Source organism: Amycolatopsis sp. NPDC047767, assembly GCF_040704195.1.
GTDB lineage: Bacteria > Actinomycetota > Actinomycetes > Mycobacteriales > Pseudonocardiaceae > Amycolatopsis.
In genome coordinates, this window is record NZ_JBEYSJ010000001.1 from 257,893 (window position 1) to 271,606 (window position 13,714).

Sequence of the window (13,714 nt, forward strand, 5' to 3'; positions counted from 1 at the left end):
CCCCTAACGTGCAAGCGACTCGCTCGTTACGCAGAGGTGCGCTCTTCTAGATTGGACGCCGTGACGCCGCCTGACCCCGAGCACAGCGCTGTGTTCGATTCAAACGCTGTGCCGGACTCGAAAGCCGTGCCGGATGAAAAAGCCGCGCCCTCGTCTGCCGCTGCCGGCAAGGGGGCAGGCAAGTCCTGGGCGCGCGGTGCGTTCCACCGTGGACTCGTCGCGCTGCCGCTCGTGGCCGGCCTCGTCACCGCGGGCTGGCTCGTGGCCGACCGCGACCAACCCGCGCCGCAGACTCCCGTCGCGACCGCCGCGACGGCGCAGGCCGGACCGTCGGTGCTCGAGGTGAGCGCGCCCGTCGCGGCACAGGAACCCGGTCAGGGCGCTGCCGGCGGTGGCGGCAAGACGCCGTTGCAGCAGTGGGCCGAGTCGCTCGCCGGCCCCCTCGACATCCCCGCCGACGCGCTGATCGGCTACGCCAACGGCGAGCTCGCGCTGCGCTCCGAAGACCCCGGCTGCCACCTGTCGTGGGTGACGCTCGCGGGCGTCGGCGAGGCCGGCTCCGACCACGGTCGCCACGGCGACAACCCCATGGGCCTCTCGCCGGCGGCGTGGAAGAAGTACGGCGCGAAAATCCCGGGAGTCGACAAGCCGGCTCTCACCGACCCGAGTTCGGCGTCGGTCGCCGCGGGCCGCGCCCTGTGCGCCGGCGGGGCCGACCTGTCCGCGGGCACGGGCTGGTGGAAGTCCATCGCCGCGTACGCGAGCAAGGACAGCGAGCTGTTCCGCCAGCGCGTGCTCGGCAACGCGCAGCTCTACGCCACGCTCTCCCTCGACCCCGCGAAGGCGAACAGCCCGGCCGTGCGCGCCACCCGCTTCGCCCTCGGCCAGCTCGGCCTGCCATACGTCTGGGGCGGCAACGGCCCCGACGCCGGCGCCGCGGGCTTCGACTGCTCCGGCCTGACGAAGGCGTCCTACGACAGCGCCGGCGTCGCCCTGCCCCGCACGGCCGACAGCCAGTTCCGCGCCCTGCCCCCGGTCACCGGCGAACCCCAGCTCGGCGACCTCGTCTTCTACGGCTCCCCCGCCACGCGCATCCACCACGTCGGCCTGTACCTGGGCAACGGCCTGATGATCAACGCGCCCACCGAGGGCCAGGCCATCCAGATCCACACCTACCACTCCCCCGGCGACGACTACGCGGGTGCGGGCCGCCCGGCCTGATCACCGTTACTTCGGCCGTCTTGGCGACGGCGAGCTCGGATAGCCTTTCGCCGTGCACAGCCAGGAATCCGGTGAGGCGCTGGTCGATCTGCTCGCGCGCTACGCGCGGGTGAGCGCGGACCGGACCGGCGTCTCCCTGCCGAGGGTCACGGACGCGACGAAGGGCGACGCGGAGGTGCTGGCCGCCGCCGGTCGTGCGCACGACGCACTCCGGCGGACCACCCACGACGAGGCGGTCACCACGCTGCGGGAGCTCGGGGCAGCGTGGGGCCCAACAGATGCGGCAGCGGTGTGGGTCGCCGGGTTGTGGTCGGCGTCGTGGGCTTGGCGACCCGCGTTGACCGGGGCGCTCCTCGCGCGCAGGCTGCCCGAGCACGAGTCCGTTCCGTATCCAGGGTCGGACGTCTGCCGAGTGTGCGGGACGAAGGCGTTGCCGGTGCTCGCGCCGACGGATGCCTGGTACCGGCGGCACACTGAGGGCGCGCCGATCGACGGTGACGTGCCGGGTCACGTTCTGGCGCTGGAAGAGCTGACCGGGCAGCCGCGGCCGGTTCCGTCCGAGCACGACCGCTGGGTGCTGCGCGCGGTGCTGACCGTGCTTCGCACCTTGCCCGCCGGCAAGGGTTACGGGGCTGCCCGCACGGAGCTCAAGCGCCACCGGCTGCTGGGCACGACCGCGGTCCACGCATACGGCGGCCTGCTCGAAGAGCTCGCGCTCGTCGGGGTGGTGGCGACGGCGGACCACCCCGGGTTGGCCCGGCGTTGGTCGGACTACGTCGAGCGGGACCAGCGCCCGAACGACCGGGTCGAGGTCCCGGGACCGCTGGCGTGGTGGCGATCGTCGGACGGGCTGCGCGAGGACGTCGTGCGCGAGGTATTCGCGGACTTCGACACCGGCGACGTGGATCTCGACGCGCCGCGGCCGACACCTGGCCCGGCGATCGCGGCCGCCGTCGGGAAACGCGTCCGGGAGCTGGCGAAGCAAACCCGCGCCGCAGCGGTTCCGCGATCCGTCGGCACGGAGCCGGCCGCGGCGGGCGACGTGTACGCCATGCGGATCGCCGCCGACCGGTGGGTGACCTTGTACGTCTGGTCGGTCGACTCGACGGGCGCCCGGCCGTACGCGGAGGTCGAGTTCCTGGCCGGGCTTTTCCCGGTGCTCCCGGCTCCCGCGGCGCTGTCGGGCCGGGTCCGGCCCCGCCGCGCCGAGCGGTGGCGATACCGCGCGCACTCCTTGGAGAAGGCGCCGAACACCCGGCGCGTCGCCCAGGGTGTACCCGGCCCGGCGGCCGAGGGGCCGCCGCCCGACCGATCGCCCGCCGGGAACGCGAAGGACCTGCGCCTGCTCGCCGCCGCGTGTTTCCCCGAACTCGGCTGAGCTTTCCGCTCAGCCGAAGACGAGCCGCTTTCCCGGATTGGCGGGTTCGAGCAGCTCGAACTTCAGGTTCAGACCGGCGCGCTTCAAGAGCTCCACTTGCTGGGTGAACGGCTCACTCGTGGCGTAGGCGGTGTTCGAGAACTTCCACTCGTCCCTGAACCACGTGCGCAGCGCCGCGAGAAGGCGTTCGTCCATGCCCTTCTCCATTTCGGGCAGCCGGGCCCAGAAGAAGACGACCGCGTCGACGTCCGCCCACTCGTCGGCACCGACCGGGACCACCGTGGCCTTCGTGAGGAAAGTGGCGCTCGTGGGGAAGACGTAGACGCAGCCCACGCACCGGGCGCCGGCCGGGTCGAGCACGGTGTAGTTGAACGCCCGGTGCGCGGCATGGCGTTCTTCCATGTCGAGAACGTCTTTCCGGTTCTCCTCCACCGTGAACTCGTCCTCGGGCCACGTCGACTGCCGCCACAACCGCAGGGGCTCGCGCGTTTCCATCACGGCGGCGTAGTCCTTCTCCGTGTCACCAACGACGATCGGCCGCAGGAAGAACTCGTCGGTCCTCAGCTCCGGGGGAACCGGTTCGGTCGATTCGGTGAATGGCACGGCCGGCTCCTTCGACGAGTTCCCCTGGTACCGATCACCGTACGACGGCGCTCAACCGAGTTACGGCGGGCGGAACCGCGTCACCAGTCCGACGGGACCAGCAGCTCCCGCGGTTTGCGGTCGGCGTGCATGGTCCACAACAACTCCGCCAGGTCGGCCGGATCGGCGGCCGGGAAAGCAGCCTCCGGCCGGCCCGAAGCGCGGTAGTGATCGTCGAACGGCGTGCCGGTGATGCGCGCGCCGATGTGGAGCTGGCCGACGGTCACACCCTGATCGGCGACCTCCGCGGCCAGCGACTGGAGGTAGTTGCGCTGCGCGGCCAAGAGCGGCCCCCAGCCGCTCATGTGGGGCCGGCCCTTGACGGCGGCGGCGCCCTGCGCGGTGAGGATCGCGCCGTCGCCGCGCGCGAGCATGGCGGGCAGGAACTCCGCGACGACGGCGATCAGGGCGTCGAGGGCCAGTGGCAGCAACGCGTGCAGCCGGGCCGAGGTGAGCGCCGCCGCGGAGGTGAAGTCGGGGTCGCCGGGTGAAGGGGCGTAGTAGACGACGTCGGGATCTCCGACGAGGGCGCGGATCTGCGTGGCGAGAGCGGAGATCGAAGTGGTTTCGGACAGATCGGCGGTGAGCACGTGGGCGGTGGTGCCGTCGGCCGCCAGCACGGCGGCGAACTCCTCCAGCGGAGCCCGGCGGCGGGCGATGAGGACGACGTCGTAACCCGCCTTCCCGTAGCGGCGGGCGATGGCGCGGCCGACTCCCGGGCCGGCTCCGAACACGACTAGCGACTTGGTCATGGTGACCAGCCAACCCCGCCGCAGCCAGACCATCCATGGTCGACAGTCCAGGATTCCTTTGCGATCGTCTACCGTCGAGGTCATGGACGTGCTCACCGACCTCCTGCACCGCGCCCGCGCGAGGACCGCACTGGTGCGCCGGCTGGTCCAGCGCCCGCCGTGGTCGGTCTCGTACGCGGACGCGCCCGCGCTCACCGTGATGGCCACGCTCGGCGGCCGCGCGTCGATCCGGGCCGGCGGCGAGCCCGTGCGCCTCGAAGCCGGGGACATCGCGCTGGTCACCAGCCGCGACTACACGATCGCCGACGACCCGGGCACGGCCGAGCAGGTCACGATCCGCGGCAACCGCAAGTACCTGCCCAGCGGCGAACCCACGACGGAGCACTGGTTCCTCGCCCCGCGCACATACGGAGACGGGCTGCCCGGCGCGCCGGTGATGCTTCGCGCCGCGTACGAGCTCCACGGCGAGGTCAGCGACCGGCTCCTCGCCCTCCTGCCGGAGCTGGCCGTGGTGCCGGCGGGACCCCGCACCGGCGCGACGCTCGATCTACTCGCCGCCGAGGTCTCCCGCGACGAACCGGGCCAGGACGCCGTGCTCAACCGGCTGCTGGATCTGGTGCTGGTCCAGGCGTTGCGGGCATGGTGCGCCGAGTCGCCGACCCCGCCGTCGTGGTACCGCGCGCTGGCCGACCCGAGCGTCGGCGAAGCGCTGCGCCTGTTGCACGGCGATCCCGCGCGCCGGTGGACGGTCGCCGAGCTGGCCGCCAAGGTCGGCTTGTCGAGGGCCGCGTTCGCCGCCCGGTTCGCGACGCTCGTCGGCGAGCCGCCGCTGACCTACCTCACCGGCTGGCGCATGACGCTGGCCGCGGATCTGTTGCGGGACACGGAAAAACCCATCGCCCACGTTGCCCGAGAGACCGGGTACACCGACGCGTTCGCGTTCAGCGTCGCGTTCAAGCGCGCCCGTGGCGTCAGCCCGTCGGACTGGCGGCGAACCGTTGCGGGCTAGCTTGCTAGCATGCTAGCTTCAGGAGGTGGGCGACGAGGACGTGAAGCAGTTCAACGTGTACCTGCCGGTCAGCCTGATCAAGCAGGTGAAGATCCGCGCCATCGAGACGGGCTCGTCGCTGTCCGCGCTGGTCGCGGAAGCGCTGCGCGAATACCTCGAGGAGGAGAGCGAATGACCACCGAAGGCATCGAGGCCGTGTTCCTCGAAACGCACAACTGGGGCAAGGCCGCGAAGTTCTTCCAGTCGCTGGGGTTCGAGCTGGAGTTCGAGACCGACCACCACTCGGGGCAGTTCCGCGGCAAGCAGGGGCCGTCGGTGTTCATCGCCGAGGTGCCGGAAACGCAGGAGACCCGCACGCGGCTCGTGCTCAAGGCACCCGGCGCCGCCGAACCAGGCCCGGACGTCGAGGTCGTGACCCGGTACGAAACCACGCACTACGGCACGGAAGAGATGACCGTGCGCGACCCCGACGGTCGCTTGTGGACACTGCAGGCATGAGTGTGGACAACACTGCGCTGCGCACCGCGTTGTGGCGCGCCCTGCACCTCGAAGTGGACGCCGCGCCACACGTGTTCCAAGACCGCGTCGGCCTGGAGCTCGCGGCGCCCGACGAGGGCTGGCGCCGGCGCCCGGACATGGATCCCGTGACCACCCGGGGGTTCCGGGCGAGCATGGTCGCGCGCGCTCGGTTCGTCGAAGAGCTGGTGCTGGAACGAAACGCGAGCCAGTACGTGATCCTCGGCGCCGGTCTGGACTCGTTCGCCCAGCGTCAGCCCGGGAAGACCACCGTCTTCGAGATCGACCAACCCGGCACCCAGGCCTGGAAACGCGAGCGCCTGCTGGCTCTCGGCTACACGCTGCCGACGTTGGTGCCCGTCGACTTCGAATCCGGCCAGTCGTGGCCCGCCGAGCTGACGGCCGCCGGCTTCGACCCGGCACAACCCGCGGTGTTCGCGTCCACGGGTGTGAGCATGTACCTGTCGAAGGCCACCACCGCGGAAACCCTGCGCGCCGTCGCCGGCCTGGCGAAAGGCACGACGCTGGCCATGACCTTCCTGCTGCCCCAGGACCTGCTCGACACCACCGACCACCCGGGCCTGCGGGCCAGCCAAGACGGCGCGAAGGCCGCCGGCACCCCGTTCGTCAGCTTCTACCGGCCCGACGAGGTGCTGGCGACGGCCCGCGACGCGGTGTTCGCCGACGTCCGCCACGTCTCCGGAACCGCCCTGGCCGAGCGGTACTTCGCCGGCCGCGCGGACGGCTTGCGGCCGTCCACCGGAGAGGACTTCCTGGTCGCCACCGTCTGAACCGGCCACAGACCGCGCCAAGCGGACGAATGCGCTACTCCACACCCTTGTTGTTCATTTTCCGACCACGCCCCGGACCCCAACCGGGCACGCCCCGGCCCGCTGGCGTCCCCATCATGAGTCGCCCTTCCCCCCGACCCAGGAGGACTCATGATCCGCAAGCGGATCGTGGCCGCGCTCGCCGCGGCGACGCTGGCCGCGGCCGGCGTGGTGACGGCAGCCGTCACGAACACCGGCGAACCGGACGTGGCGCCCGCCGCCGCGGCCGTGCCGGCGTTCGACCACATCGTGCTGGTGATGTTCGAGAACAAGAAGGCCTCGTCCATCACCTCGTCGGCCGCCCCGTACTTCACTTCCCTGGCCAGCCAGGGCGCGAAGTTCACCAGCTCCTTCGCGATCACCCACCCGAGCCAGCCCAACTACGTCGCCCTGTTCTCCGGCGCCACCCAGGGCGTCACGAGCGACTCCTGCCCCGCCAACCTCGGCAGCAAGGCCAACCTCGGCCAGCAGCTGATCGGCGCCGGCAAGACGTTCAAGGGCTACTCGGAGTCCATGCCGTCCGACGGCTACACCGGCTGCGTGAGCGGCAACTACCAGCGCAAGCACAACAGCTGGGTGGACTTCTCGAACGTCCCGGCGGCCAGCAACGTCCGCTACTCCAGCTTCCCCACCGACTACACGCAGCTGCCCACGGTCTCCTTCGTGACGCCGAACATGTGCAGCGACATGCACGACTGCTCGATCGGCACCGGTGACACCTGGCTGAAGAGCCACCTCGACTCGTACGCGCAGTGGGCCAAGACGCACAACAGCCTGCTGATCGTCACGTTCGACGAGGACAGCGGCACCTCGGTCAACCAGATCTACACCACGTTCGTCGGCGCCCACGTGAAGCCGGGCAGCTACTCCGAATCCATCAACCACTACACGGTCCTGCGCACCATCGAGGCCTCCTACGGCCTGCCGGGGATCGCGGGCGCGGCGAGCAAGTCGCCGATCCTCGACGTCTGGCAGTGATCCCTCCGCGGGCGCGTCCACTGTAGACACAGTGGGCGCGCCCGCGGCTCCAGAAGGGCGCGTCCGTGTACCTCTCCACCATCGGCCGCAGTGAGCACAAGGTCTCCAAGGGGAAGATCGCTGCGAACGTGCTCGCGCTCGGCACCGTCAGCCTCGTCACGGACATCTCCTCGGAGATGGTCACGGCGGTGCTGCCCATCTACCTCGTCCTCAGCCTGCACCTGAGCCCCGCGATCTACGGCCTCGTCGACGGCCTGTACACCGGCGCGACGGCGCTGCTGCGGCTCGTCGGCGGCTACCTCGCCGACCGCGTGAGCCGGCGCAAGACCATCGCCGGGATCGGCTACGCGATCTCGGCCCTCGCGAAGCTGGGGCTTGTCGCGGCCGGCGCGTCGGCGGGCGCGATCGGCGCGGTGATCACCGCGGACCGCACCGGAAAGGGCCTGCGCACGGCCCCGCGCGACGCGCTGATCACCTTGTCGGCGCCGCAGGACATGCTCGGGCGGGCGTTCGGCGTGCACCGCGCGATGGACAGCGCCGGTGCGTTCGCCGGACCGCTCGTGGCGCTGGGTGTGCTCGCGCTGGTCGGCGCTTCGAGCACCGACGCGTTCGACGCGGTGTTCGTCACCAGCTTCTGCATCGCGGCGATCGGCGTGCTGCTGCTCATCCTCTTCGTGCGGGACCACCGCACGCCGCGCGCGGCCACCGGCACGGTGTCCCCGCGTGCGGCGGCCGCGTTGCTGAAGTCGGCGTCCGTGCGGCGGCTGCTGATCGCCGCGTGCGTGCTCGGCACGGCGACCATCGGCGACGGCTTCGTCTACCTGCTGCTGCAACGCCGCGAGGACATCGGCACGGGCTGGTTCCCGCTGCTGGCCGTGGGCACGAACCTCGCCTACCTCGTGCTGGCCGCGCCGCTGGGCTCGCTGGCCGACCGGTTCGGGCGGCTGCCGGTGGTGCTCTGCGGATACAGCGCGCTGGTCGTGGTCTACCTGCTGCTGGCCGGGCCCGTGTCGGGCTGGCCGCTGGTGGTGCTGTCGCTCGCGCTCTACGGCGCGTTCTACGCGGCCACCGACGGTGTGCTGATGGCGCTGGCGGGACCGGTCCTACCGGAAGCCCTGCGCACCACGGGCATCTCGCTCATCCAGACCGGCCAGGCCGTGGCGTACTTCGTCTCGTCCGCGCTGTTCGGGCTGGCGTGGCAGGTGTGGGGCATCGGGCCGTCGATGGCCGTGGCGGCGGGCGCGGCCGTGCTCGCGATCGTGGTGACGTTCGGACTCCTTCGGAAGGCGCGATGAAAACGCGGATCTTGGTGGCGGTGGCCGGCGTCGTGGTGCTGGTCGCCGCGGCGGCGGTGTACGTCGGGATGGCGGCGGCGCGCAACCGCGACGTCGCGGCCACCGGCACGGTGTCCCTGGCTCCCGGCCCGCGGCTGCTGGTGCGCAGCACGGCCGACGCTTCGCGCGGCCACGTCGTCACGGTGTCGGCGGCGGATCCGGGCGGCCCGCGCGCGGTGTCGCCGGTGACCTGCGCCCGCGTGTACGCCGCCGCAGGCACCGGCCTGTGCCTGCGCCAGGACGGCGACCTGACCACGTACCAGCTGGCCGTGCTCGACTCCGGGCTCACATCGAAACGCGAGATCCCGCTGGTCGGCCTGCCCAACCGCGCGCGTGTCTCGCCGAGCGGCAACCTGGTGGCGTGGACGGTGTTCGTCACCGGCGACTCCTACAACGGCGGCGTGTTCTCCACCCGCGCCGGCATCCTCGACACGCGCACGGGCGAGCTGGCGCCGACGCTGGAGGACTTCGCGGTGACGCTGAACGGCAAGCCGTACCAGGCCGTGGACCTCAACTTCTGGGGCGTCACGTTCACCCGCGACGACCACACCTTCTACGCCACGATGTCCACCGCCGGTCACCGCTACCTGGTCCGCGGCGACTTCCGGGCGCACACGATCGTGTCGATCCGGGAGAACGTGGAGTGCCCCTCGCTGTCGCCGGACAGCACGCGCATCGCGTTCAAGTCGGCCATCGACGACGACCCGGCGAAGGGCTGGCGCCTCTCGGTGCTCGATCTCGCCTCGGGCCACGTGACGCCGTTGGCCGAGACCCGCAGCGTCGACGACCAGGCGGCGTGGCTCGACGACCGCTCCGTCGCGTACGCCATCCCGCGTGGCACGCAGCACTCGGACGTCTGGACGGTGCCGGCCGACGGCAGTGGCGTGCCGCGCGTGCTGGTGCCCGACGCGGAGTCGCCGGCCGCGCTGGGCTGACCGTTCCCCGGGCGCCGGCGAGGCCCCGCCGGGTGTCAGACTTGTCCGGAAGAGCGGATCTGACACCCAGGGAGACCGATGAGCGCGGAGCCGGACCCGGCCGACGTGCTCGCCGCGGAGCTGGCCGCGCTGCGCGCGAGCGCCGGCAACCCGTCGTTCCGCAAGATGGCCGAACGTTCCGGCTGCATCTCCCACACCACCTTGCACGAGGCGGTGAAGGGCACGCGGTTCCCGTCGTGGGAGACCACACGGGAGTTCGTGAAGGCGTGTGGCGCGGACGAAGAGCCGTGGCGGGCGCGGTGGGTGGAGCTCAAGGGCGTGCCGCCGGTGCCGGAACCCGTCGCGGTGGCCCAGGTCAGTGAGGCCCCGGTCAGCGCGGCCGAGGCGAGTGCTGTCGAGGCGAGTGCTGTCGAGGCGGGTCCTGCCGAGTCGGATGCTGTCGAGTCGGATGCTGTCGAGCCGGGTGTCGAAGGCGTCCGCCTCGCCCCGCCGCCGCGCAAGCGCTCGACCCGCCGGAACGCGCTGGTCGTCGGCGCTGCCGTGGTCGCCGTGCTGGCGGCCGTGGCCGCGTTCGTCATCCCCGGCAAGCTGGGCACCCCGGCGGGCGACCCGAGCGCCCGCATCCCGGGCGACAACACCAAGTTCATCGCCGACGTGACGGTGCCCGATGGCACGGCGGTGCACGTCGGCGTGACCGTGCAGAAGGTGTGGGAGCTCGAGAACGCGGGTTCGGTGCGCTGGCACGAGCGCTACCTGCAGCGCATGGACCTGCCGCCCGCGCCTGGCACCTGCCGCACGCCCGACCGCGTCCTGATCGGCGACACGGCGCCCGGCGAGCACGTGATGATCAGCGTGCCGGTGACCGCGTCGGACGCACCGGGCCGTTGCTGGATCGGCTGGAAGATGGTCGACGCGGCGGGCACGGAGTTCTTCACGACGAAGCGTCCGGTGTACGTGCTGGTGACCGTCGTTCCCTGACGCTGTCAGATTCTGTAAGACCTGGTCAGGTTGGTACCGAACACCCCATTCCGCCCGGAAAATGGGTCGCAGCGAAGACGACCCTCCCACCGTCTTCGGCGGATTCTGGGGGTCGGTCCGTGGGGTGGCCCGGGCGAAGGGTGCCCCACGGACCGCCGATTCACGCGGTGCGGCGGAACGTGCTCCGGTAGGCGCTGGGCGACACCCCGAGCGCGCTCTGCAGGTGCTGGCGCAGCGAAGCCGCCGTGCCGAAGCCGCAGTCGGTCGCGATGCGGTCGATCGGCAAGTCCGTCTCCTCCAGCAGCTGCCGTGCGCGTTCCACGCGCTGCTGCGTGAGCCACTGCAACGCCGAGATCCCGACCTCCTCGCGGAAGCGCCGCGTGAACGTCCGCACGCTCATCGCCTCCTTCGCCGCCAGGTCGCGCAGCGTCAGCGGCCGACCGAGGTGCTCCAGCGCCCACGCCCGCGCGGCGCCCGTCGACGCGGTCTGCGGCTCGGGCACCGGGCGGCGGATGAACTGCGCCTGCCCACCCTCGCGGTGCGGTGAGACGACGGTGCCGCGCGCGACCTCATTGGCCACGGCCGCGCCGAAGTCGCGCCGGATCAGGTGCAGGCAGAGGTCGATGCCGGACGCGACGCCGGCGGAGGTGAAGACGTTGCCATCTTCGGTGTAGAGGACGTCGGGGTTGAGCTTCACCCGCGGGTACTCCAGCTGGAACTCGCACGCCGAACGCCAGTGCGTCGTCGCGCGGCGGCCGTCGAGCAGGCCCGCGGCGGCGAGCACGAAGGCGCCGGTGCAGATCGACGCGATACGCGCGTCGGGGCGGATGCGGTCGATGGCGGCGGCCAGCGCCGGCGGGTACTCGCGGCCGGTGGGCTCGTACTCGAGCGACGACGCCGGGATCACCACCGTGTCGGCCTCGGCGATCGCCTCCCGCCCCACCGCGACGGGGATGACCACGTCGGAGTCGGTGCGGACGTCGCCGGGCTCGGGCGTGCACGTGACCACCTCGTACAGCGGCTCGCCCTCGGCCGAGCGCGCCTGGCCGAACAGGCGGTGCACGATGCCGAGCTCCATCACGAGCATGCCGTGGCGCACGAGCACCGCCACGTGGTGCCTGTCAGGGTGCCGGAAAACGGACATGGCCCGATTCTTGCACAGGTTGTCCATCGGGCCACTTTTTCCGGTCCGGCCCGCGAGCGACCCTGGCGGCATGAACGTCCTCTGGCTCTTCGCCCACCCCGACCCGCACTCCCTCGGCGGCGCGCTGCGCGACGAGGGCCTGGCGACGCTGTGCGCCCTCGGCCACGACGTGCGCGAGTCGGACCTGTACGCCATGAAGTGGAACCCGGTCGTCGAGGAGATCGCCGCGGTCCCGGCCGACGTCCGGGCCGAACAGGCCAAGCTGACCTGGTCCGATGCCGTGGTCTTCCAGTTCCCGCTCTGGTGGTACGGCACGCCCGCCATGCTGAAAGGCTGGTTCGACCGCGTCTTCGTGAAGGGCTACGCCTACGACGTCCGCGGCGAAGACGGCCGCACCCTCCGCTACGGCGAAGGCGCACTGGCCGGCAAACGCGCGCTGGTCGTCGTCACCACCGGCTCGCCCGCCCCGGCGCTCGGCCCGCGTGGCGTGAACGGTCCATTGCCGGACCTGCTGTTCGGGCTGCAGCACGGCACGCTCTTCTACACCGGCATGTCGGTGCTGCCGCCCTTCGCCGTGTACGACGCGGACCGGATGACGCCGTGCGCCTTCGCCGCGGCCGTTTCCGGGTTGCGTTCGCGGTTGCGTGATCTCGCGTGCACGGAGCCTCTCCCGTTCCGCCACCAGAACGGCGGCGACTACGGCCGTGACCTGGTGCTTCGACCCGAGGTGGCACCCGGACGCTCAGGCCTGGATGCGCACCTCGGCTGACGGCTGCCGGATCACCTCGATCACGCTGGCGACGCCGTGCTTGCCGTGCCCCTTCGCGACTGCCTGGCCCAACAGCTCACGCACCCGCCGCCGACACTCGCGCGTCGAGGCCCCGAGAAGTCTCGAGGCGGTGCGCCAGCCCACGGGCGTTGATGTCCACAGAGGACACTTCCGTGCGGTAGTCGCCCGTCGCCGGCGGCGTGAACCGCTCCGGGGTCACGCCTTCGCCGTGCTGCGAAGCCCGCTTCGCCTTGGCACGGGCTTCGCCTGGCGTGCCTGAGGAGCGCGGCCAGGCGCTCAACACCGCGCTCCTCACCCTCGGCGAATGGGGCGAGACGAACATGCACCACATCGCCACCACCCGAGGCGTCCTGGCTGGCGCGGTGAGCTCAGCCCAGCGCGCGGTTGTACGGCGCGAACCGCCGCACCGCGTCACCCGGCAGCGGCCGGCCACCGTGGACCAGGCGTGGAGCCGGGCCGATCGGCAGCAGGCCGGACGCGCGGCACCAGTCGGAGAGACCCGGGTGGGCGAGATCCACGTCGACGCGGATCCGGCCCCCGGCCGCCCGCGCGATGCCGCGGATCAACGCGCGCGCCTGCTCCTCGTCCGGAGCGACCACCGGGCCGATCACCGTCACGCCGTCCAGCACGGTGCCGAACGCGAACCCGTCGTCCGTCACGTGGACGTGCTCGGCCTCGAACAGCAGCCGGTCCAGCAGCGCCTCTCGCGAGAAGCCCTGCGCGTCGGCGTCGAGCGAGTACACCCGGGCGACGTCGGACGGCGTGATCGGCCGCGAAGCCGGGCCGCCGTCGTCGGCGAGCAGTCCGAGGTGGCCTTCGCAGCCGCCGTCGGCCACGAAGCCGAGGGACTCGTACAGCCGCAGCCCGAAGTCGCTCGCGTGCAGGAACACCGTGGCGTCGCCGGCGGCCGCGACGGCCTCGGACGTCACGCGGCCGCCCAGGCCCTGGCGTGCGTAGCGGGCGGCGACCACGACCATCGAGATCGACGCGACCGGTCCCGTCTCGACCAGGATCGAGGTGGCGGCGAGCCCGCCGTCGGGCGCGTCGATGCCGAAACCGCGCCCGACGTCGAGCAGGATCGACCACTTGCGGTGCTCCCGCGGCCAGTCGCGGTCGGCTCCGAGGTCGAGGCAGGCGGACAGGTCGGCGGGCCCGAGCGGGCGGACGGGAAGCACGCCGCCAGCCTATGCCCGGGGAGGCGTACGCC

At 71.8% G+C, this 13,714-nt stretch carries 16 protein-coding genes; 11 read left to right on the plus strand and 5 right to left on the minus strand.

The features are described from left to right. Positions 1 to 126: 126 nt before the first annotated feature. Both AB0878_RS01260 and AB0878_RS01265 read left to right on the plus strand, forming a co-directional pair. The gene (locus AB0878_RS01260) at positions 127 to 1,221 is read left to right on the plus strand and encodes a C40 family peptidase (protein ID WP_366575939.1); all 1,095 of its coding nucleotides are present in this window, start codon (positions 127 to 129) and stop codon (positions 1,219 to 1,221) included. A 52-nt stretch (positions 1,222 to 1,273) separates the two neighbouring features. Next, on the plus strand, positions 1,274 to 2,599 hold the full coding sequence (locus AB0878_RS01265; RefSeq protein ID WP_366575395.1) for a hypothetical protein: 1,326 nt from the start codon (positions 1,274 to 1,276) through the stop codon (positions 2,597 to 2,599). Positions 2,600 to 2,608: 9 nt separating this feature from the next. Here AB0878_RS01265 and AB0878_RS01270 read toward each other — a convergent pair whose 3' ends face one another. Continuing rightward, a complete protein-coding gene (locus AB0878_RS01270; RefSeq protein WP_366575396.1) occupies positions 2,609 to 3,202 on the minus strand; it encodes a hypothetical protein in 594 nt (197 codons plus the stop codon). An 80-nt stretch (positions 3,203 to 3,282) separates the two neighbouring features. Further along, positions 3,283 to 3,993 (minus strand): SDR family NAD(P)-dependent oxidoreductase, encoded by a 711-nt coding sequence (locus AB0878_RS01275; protein WP_366575397.1) that lies wholly within the window; start codon positions 3,991 to 3,993, stop codon positions 3,283 to 3,285. Between the two features lie 82 nt (positions 3,994 to 4,075). Between AB0878_RS01275 and AB0878_RS01280 the strand changes: the two genes are divergently transcribed. From AB0878_RS01280 to AB0878_RS01315, 8 genes are all read left to right on the plus strand, one after another. Beyond that, on the plus strand, positions 4,076 to 5,002 hold the full coding sequence (locus AB0878_RS01280) for an AraC family transcriptional regulator (RefSeq protein WP_366575399.1): 927 nt from the start codon (positions 4,076 to 4,078) through the stop codon (positions 5,000 to 5,002). Positions 5,003 to 5,027: 25 nt separating this feature from the next. Next, positions 5,028 to 5,177, plus strand: coding sequence for a CopG family transcriptional regulator (locus tag AB0878_RS01285; protein WP_366575401.1), 150 nt, complete (start codon positions 5,028 to 5,030; stop codon positions 5,175 to 5,177). Further along, positions 5,174 to 5,500: a VOC family protein gene (locus AB0878_RS01290; protein WP_366575402.1), complete on the plus strand. Its 327-nt coding sequence runs from the start codon at positions 5,174 to 5,176 to the stop codon at positions 5,498 to 5,500. The genes AB0878_RS01285 and AB0878_RS01290 overlap by 4 nt, the downstream gene beginning before the upstream one ends. Next, positions 5,497 to 6,309 (plus strand): class I SAM-dependent methyltransferase, encoded by an 813-nt coding sequence (locus AB0878_RS01295; RefSeq protein ID WP_366575404.1) that lies wholly within the window; start codon positions 5,497 to 5,499, stop codon positions 6,307 to 6,309. The genes AB0878_RS01290 and AB0878_RS01295 overlap by 4 nt, the downstream gene beginning before the upstream one ends. Before the next feature lie 150 nt (positions 6,310 to 6,459). Then, entirely contained in the window at positions 6,460 to 7,326 is an 867-nt protein-coding gene (locus AB0878_RS01300; protein ID WP_366575405.1) for an alkaline phosphatase family protein, read from the plus strand. Positions 7,327 to 7,391: 65 nt separating this feature from the next. Continuing rightward, the gene (locus AB0878_RS01305; protein ID WP_366575407.1) at positions 7,392 to 8,621 is read left to right on the plus strand and encodes an MFS transporter; all 1,230 of its coding nucleotides are present in this window, start codon (positions 7,392 to 7,394) and stop codon (positions 8,619 to 8,621) included. Continuing rightward, entirely contained in the window at positions 8,618 to 9,595 is a 978-nt protein-coding gene (locus AB0878_RS01310) for a hypothetical protein (RefSeq protein WP_366575409.1), read from the plus strand. Before AB0878_RS01305 ends, AB0878_RS01310 begins: the two co-directional genes overlap by 4 nt. A gap of 78 nt (positions 9,596 to 9,673) precedes the next feature. Beyond that, positions 9,674 to 10,573: an NBR1-Ig-like domain-containing protein gene (locus AB0878_RS01315; RefSeq protein WP_366575411.1), complete on the plus strand. Its 900-nt coding sequence runs from the start codon at positions 9,674 to 9,676 to the stop codon at positions 10,571 to 10,573. A 160-nt stretch (positions 10,574 to 10,733) separates the two neighbouring features. Here AB0878_RS01315 and AB0878_RS01320 read toward each other — a convergent pair whose 3' ends face one another. Beyond that, positions 10,734 to 11,717, minus strand: a complete 984-nt coding sequence (locus AB0878_RS01320) for a helix-turn-helix domain-containing protein (protein ID WP_366575413.1) — start codon at positions 11,715 to 11,717, stop codon at positions 10,734 to 10,736. A 70-nt stretch (positions 11,718 to 11,787) separates the two neighbouring features. Here AB0878_RS01320 and AB0878_RS01325 point away from each other — a divergent pair, with 70 nt between their 5' ends. Continuing rightward, a complete protein-coding gene (locus AB0878_RS01325) occupies positions 11,788 to 12,486 on the plus strand; it encodes an NAD(P)H-dependent oxidoreductase (protein ID WP_366575415.1) in 699 nt (232 codons plus the stop codon). A gap of 76 nt (positions 12,487 to 12,562) precedes the next feature. Here the strand turns inward: AB0878_RS01325 and AB0878_RS01330 are convergent, their stop codons facing one another. Together AB0878_RS01330 and AB0878_RS01335 are read right to left on the minus strand one after the other, a co-directional pair. Further along, on the minus strand, positions 12,563 to 12,787 hold the full coding sequence (locus AB0878_RS01330) for a hypothetical protein (RefSeq protein WP_366575417.1): 225 nt from the start codon (positions 12,785 to 12,787) through the stop codon (positions 12,563 to 12,565). A gap of 88 nt (positions 12,788 to 12,875) precedes the next feature. Further along, entirely contained in the window at positions 12,876 to 13,682 is an 807-nt protein-coding gene (locus AB0878_RS01335) for a GNAT family N-acetyltransferase (protein WP_366575419.1), read from the minus strand. Positions 13,683 to 13,714: the final 32 nt, after the last annotated feature.

What these genes read in the sequence shown, in the direction of transcription:
- AB0878_RS01290 (WP_366575402.1), top strand. Translation starts at nt 5,174, where the DNA reads ATGACCACCGAAGGCATCGAGGCCGTGTTCCTCGAAACGCACAACTGG.
- AB0878_RS01300 (WP_366575405.1), top strand. Translation starts at nt 6,460, where the DNA reads ATGATCCGCAAGCGGATCGTGGCCGCGCTCGCCGCGGCGACGCTGGCC.
- AB0878_RS01310 (WP_366575409.1), top strand. Translation starts at nt 8,618, where the DNA reads ATGAAAACGCGGATCTTGGTGGCGGTGGCCGGCGTCGTGGTGCTGGTC.
- AB0878_RS01295 (WP_366575404.1), top strand. Translation starts at nt 5,497, where the DNA reads ATGAGTGTGGACAACACTGCGCTGCGCACCGCGTTGTGGCGCGCCCTG.
- AB0878_RS01280 (WP_366575399.1), top strand. Translation starts at nt 4,076, where the DNA reads ATGGACGTGCTCACCGACCTCCTGCACCGCGCCCGCGCGAGGACCGCA.
- AB0878_RS01325 (WP_366575415.1), top strand. Translation starts at nt 11,788, where the DNA reads ATGAACGTCCTCTGGCTCTTCGCCCACCCCGACCCGCACTCCCTCGGC.
- AB0878_RS01315 (WP_366575411.1), top strand. Translation starts at nt 9,674, where the DNA reads ATGAGCGCGGAGCCGGACCCGGCCGACGTGCTCGCCGCGGAGCTGGCC.
- AB0878_RS01320 (WP_366575413.1), bottom strand. Translation starts at nt 11,717, where the DNA reads ATGTCCGTTTTCCGGCACCCTGACAGGCACCACGTGGCGGTGCTCGTG.
- AB0878_RS01275 (WP_366575397.1), bottom strand. Translation starts at nt 3,993, where the DNA reads ATGACCAAGTCGCTAGTCGTGTTCGGAGCCGGCCCGGGAGTCGGCCGC.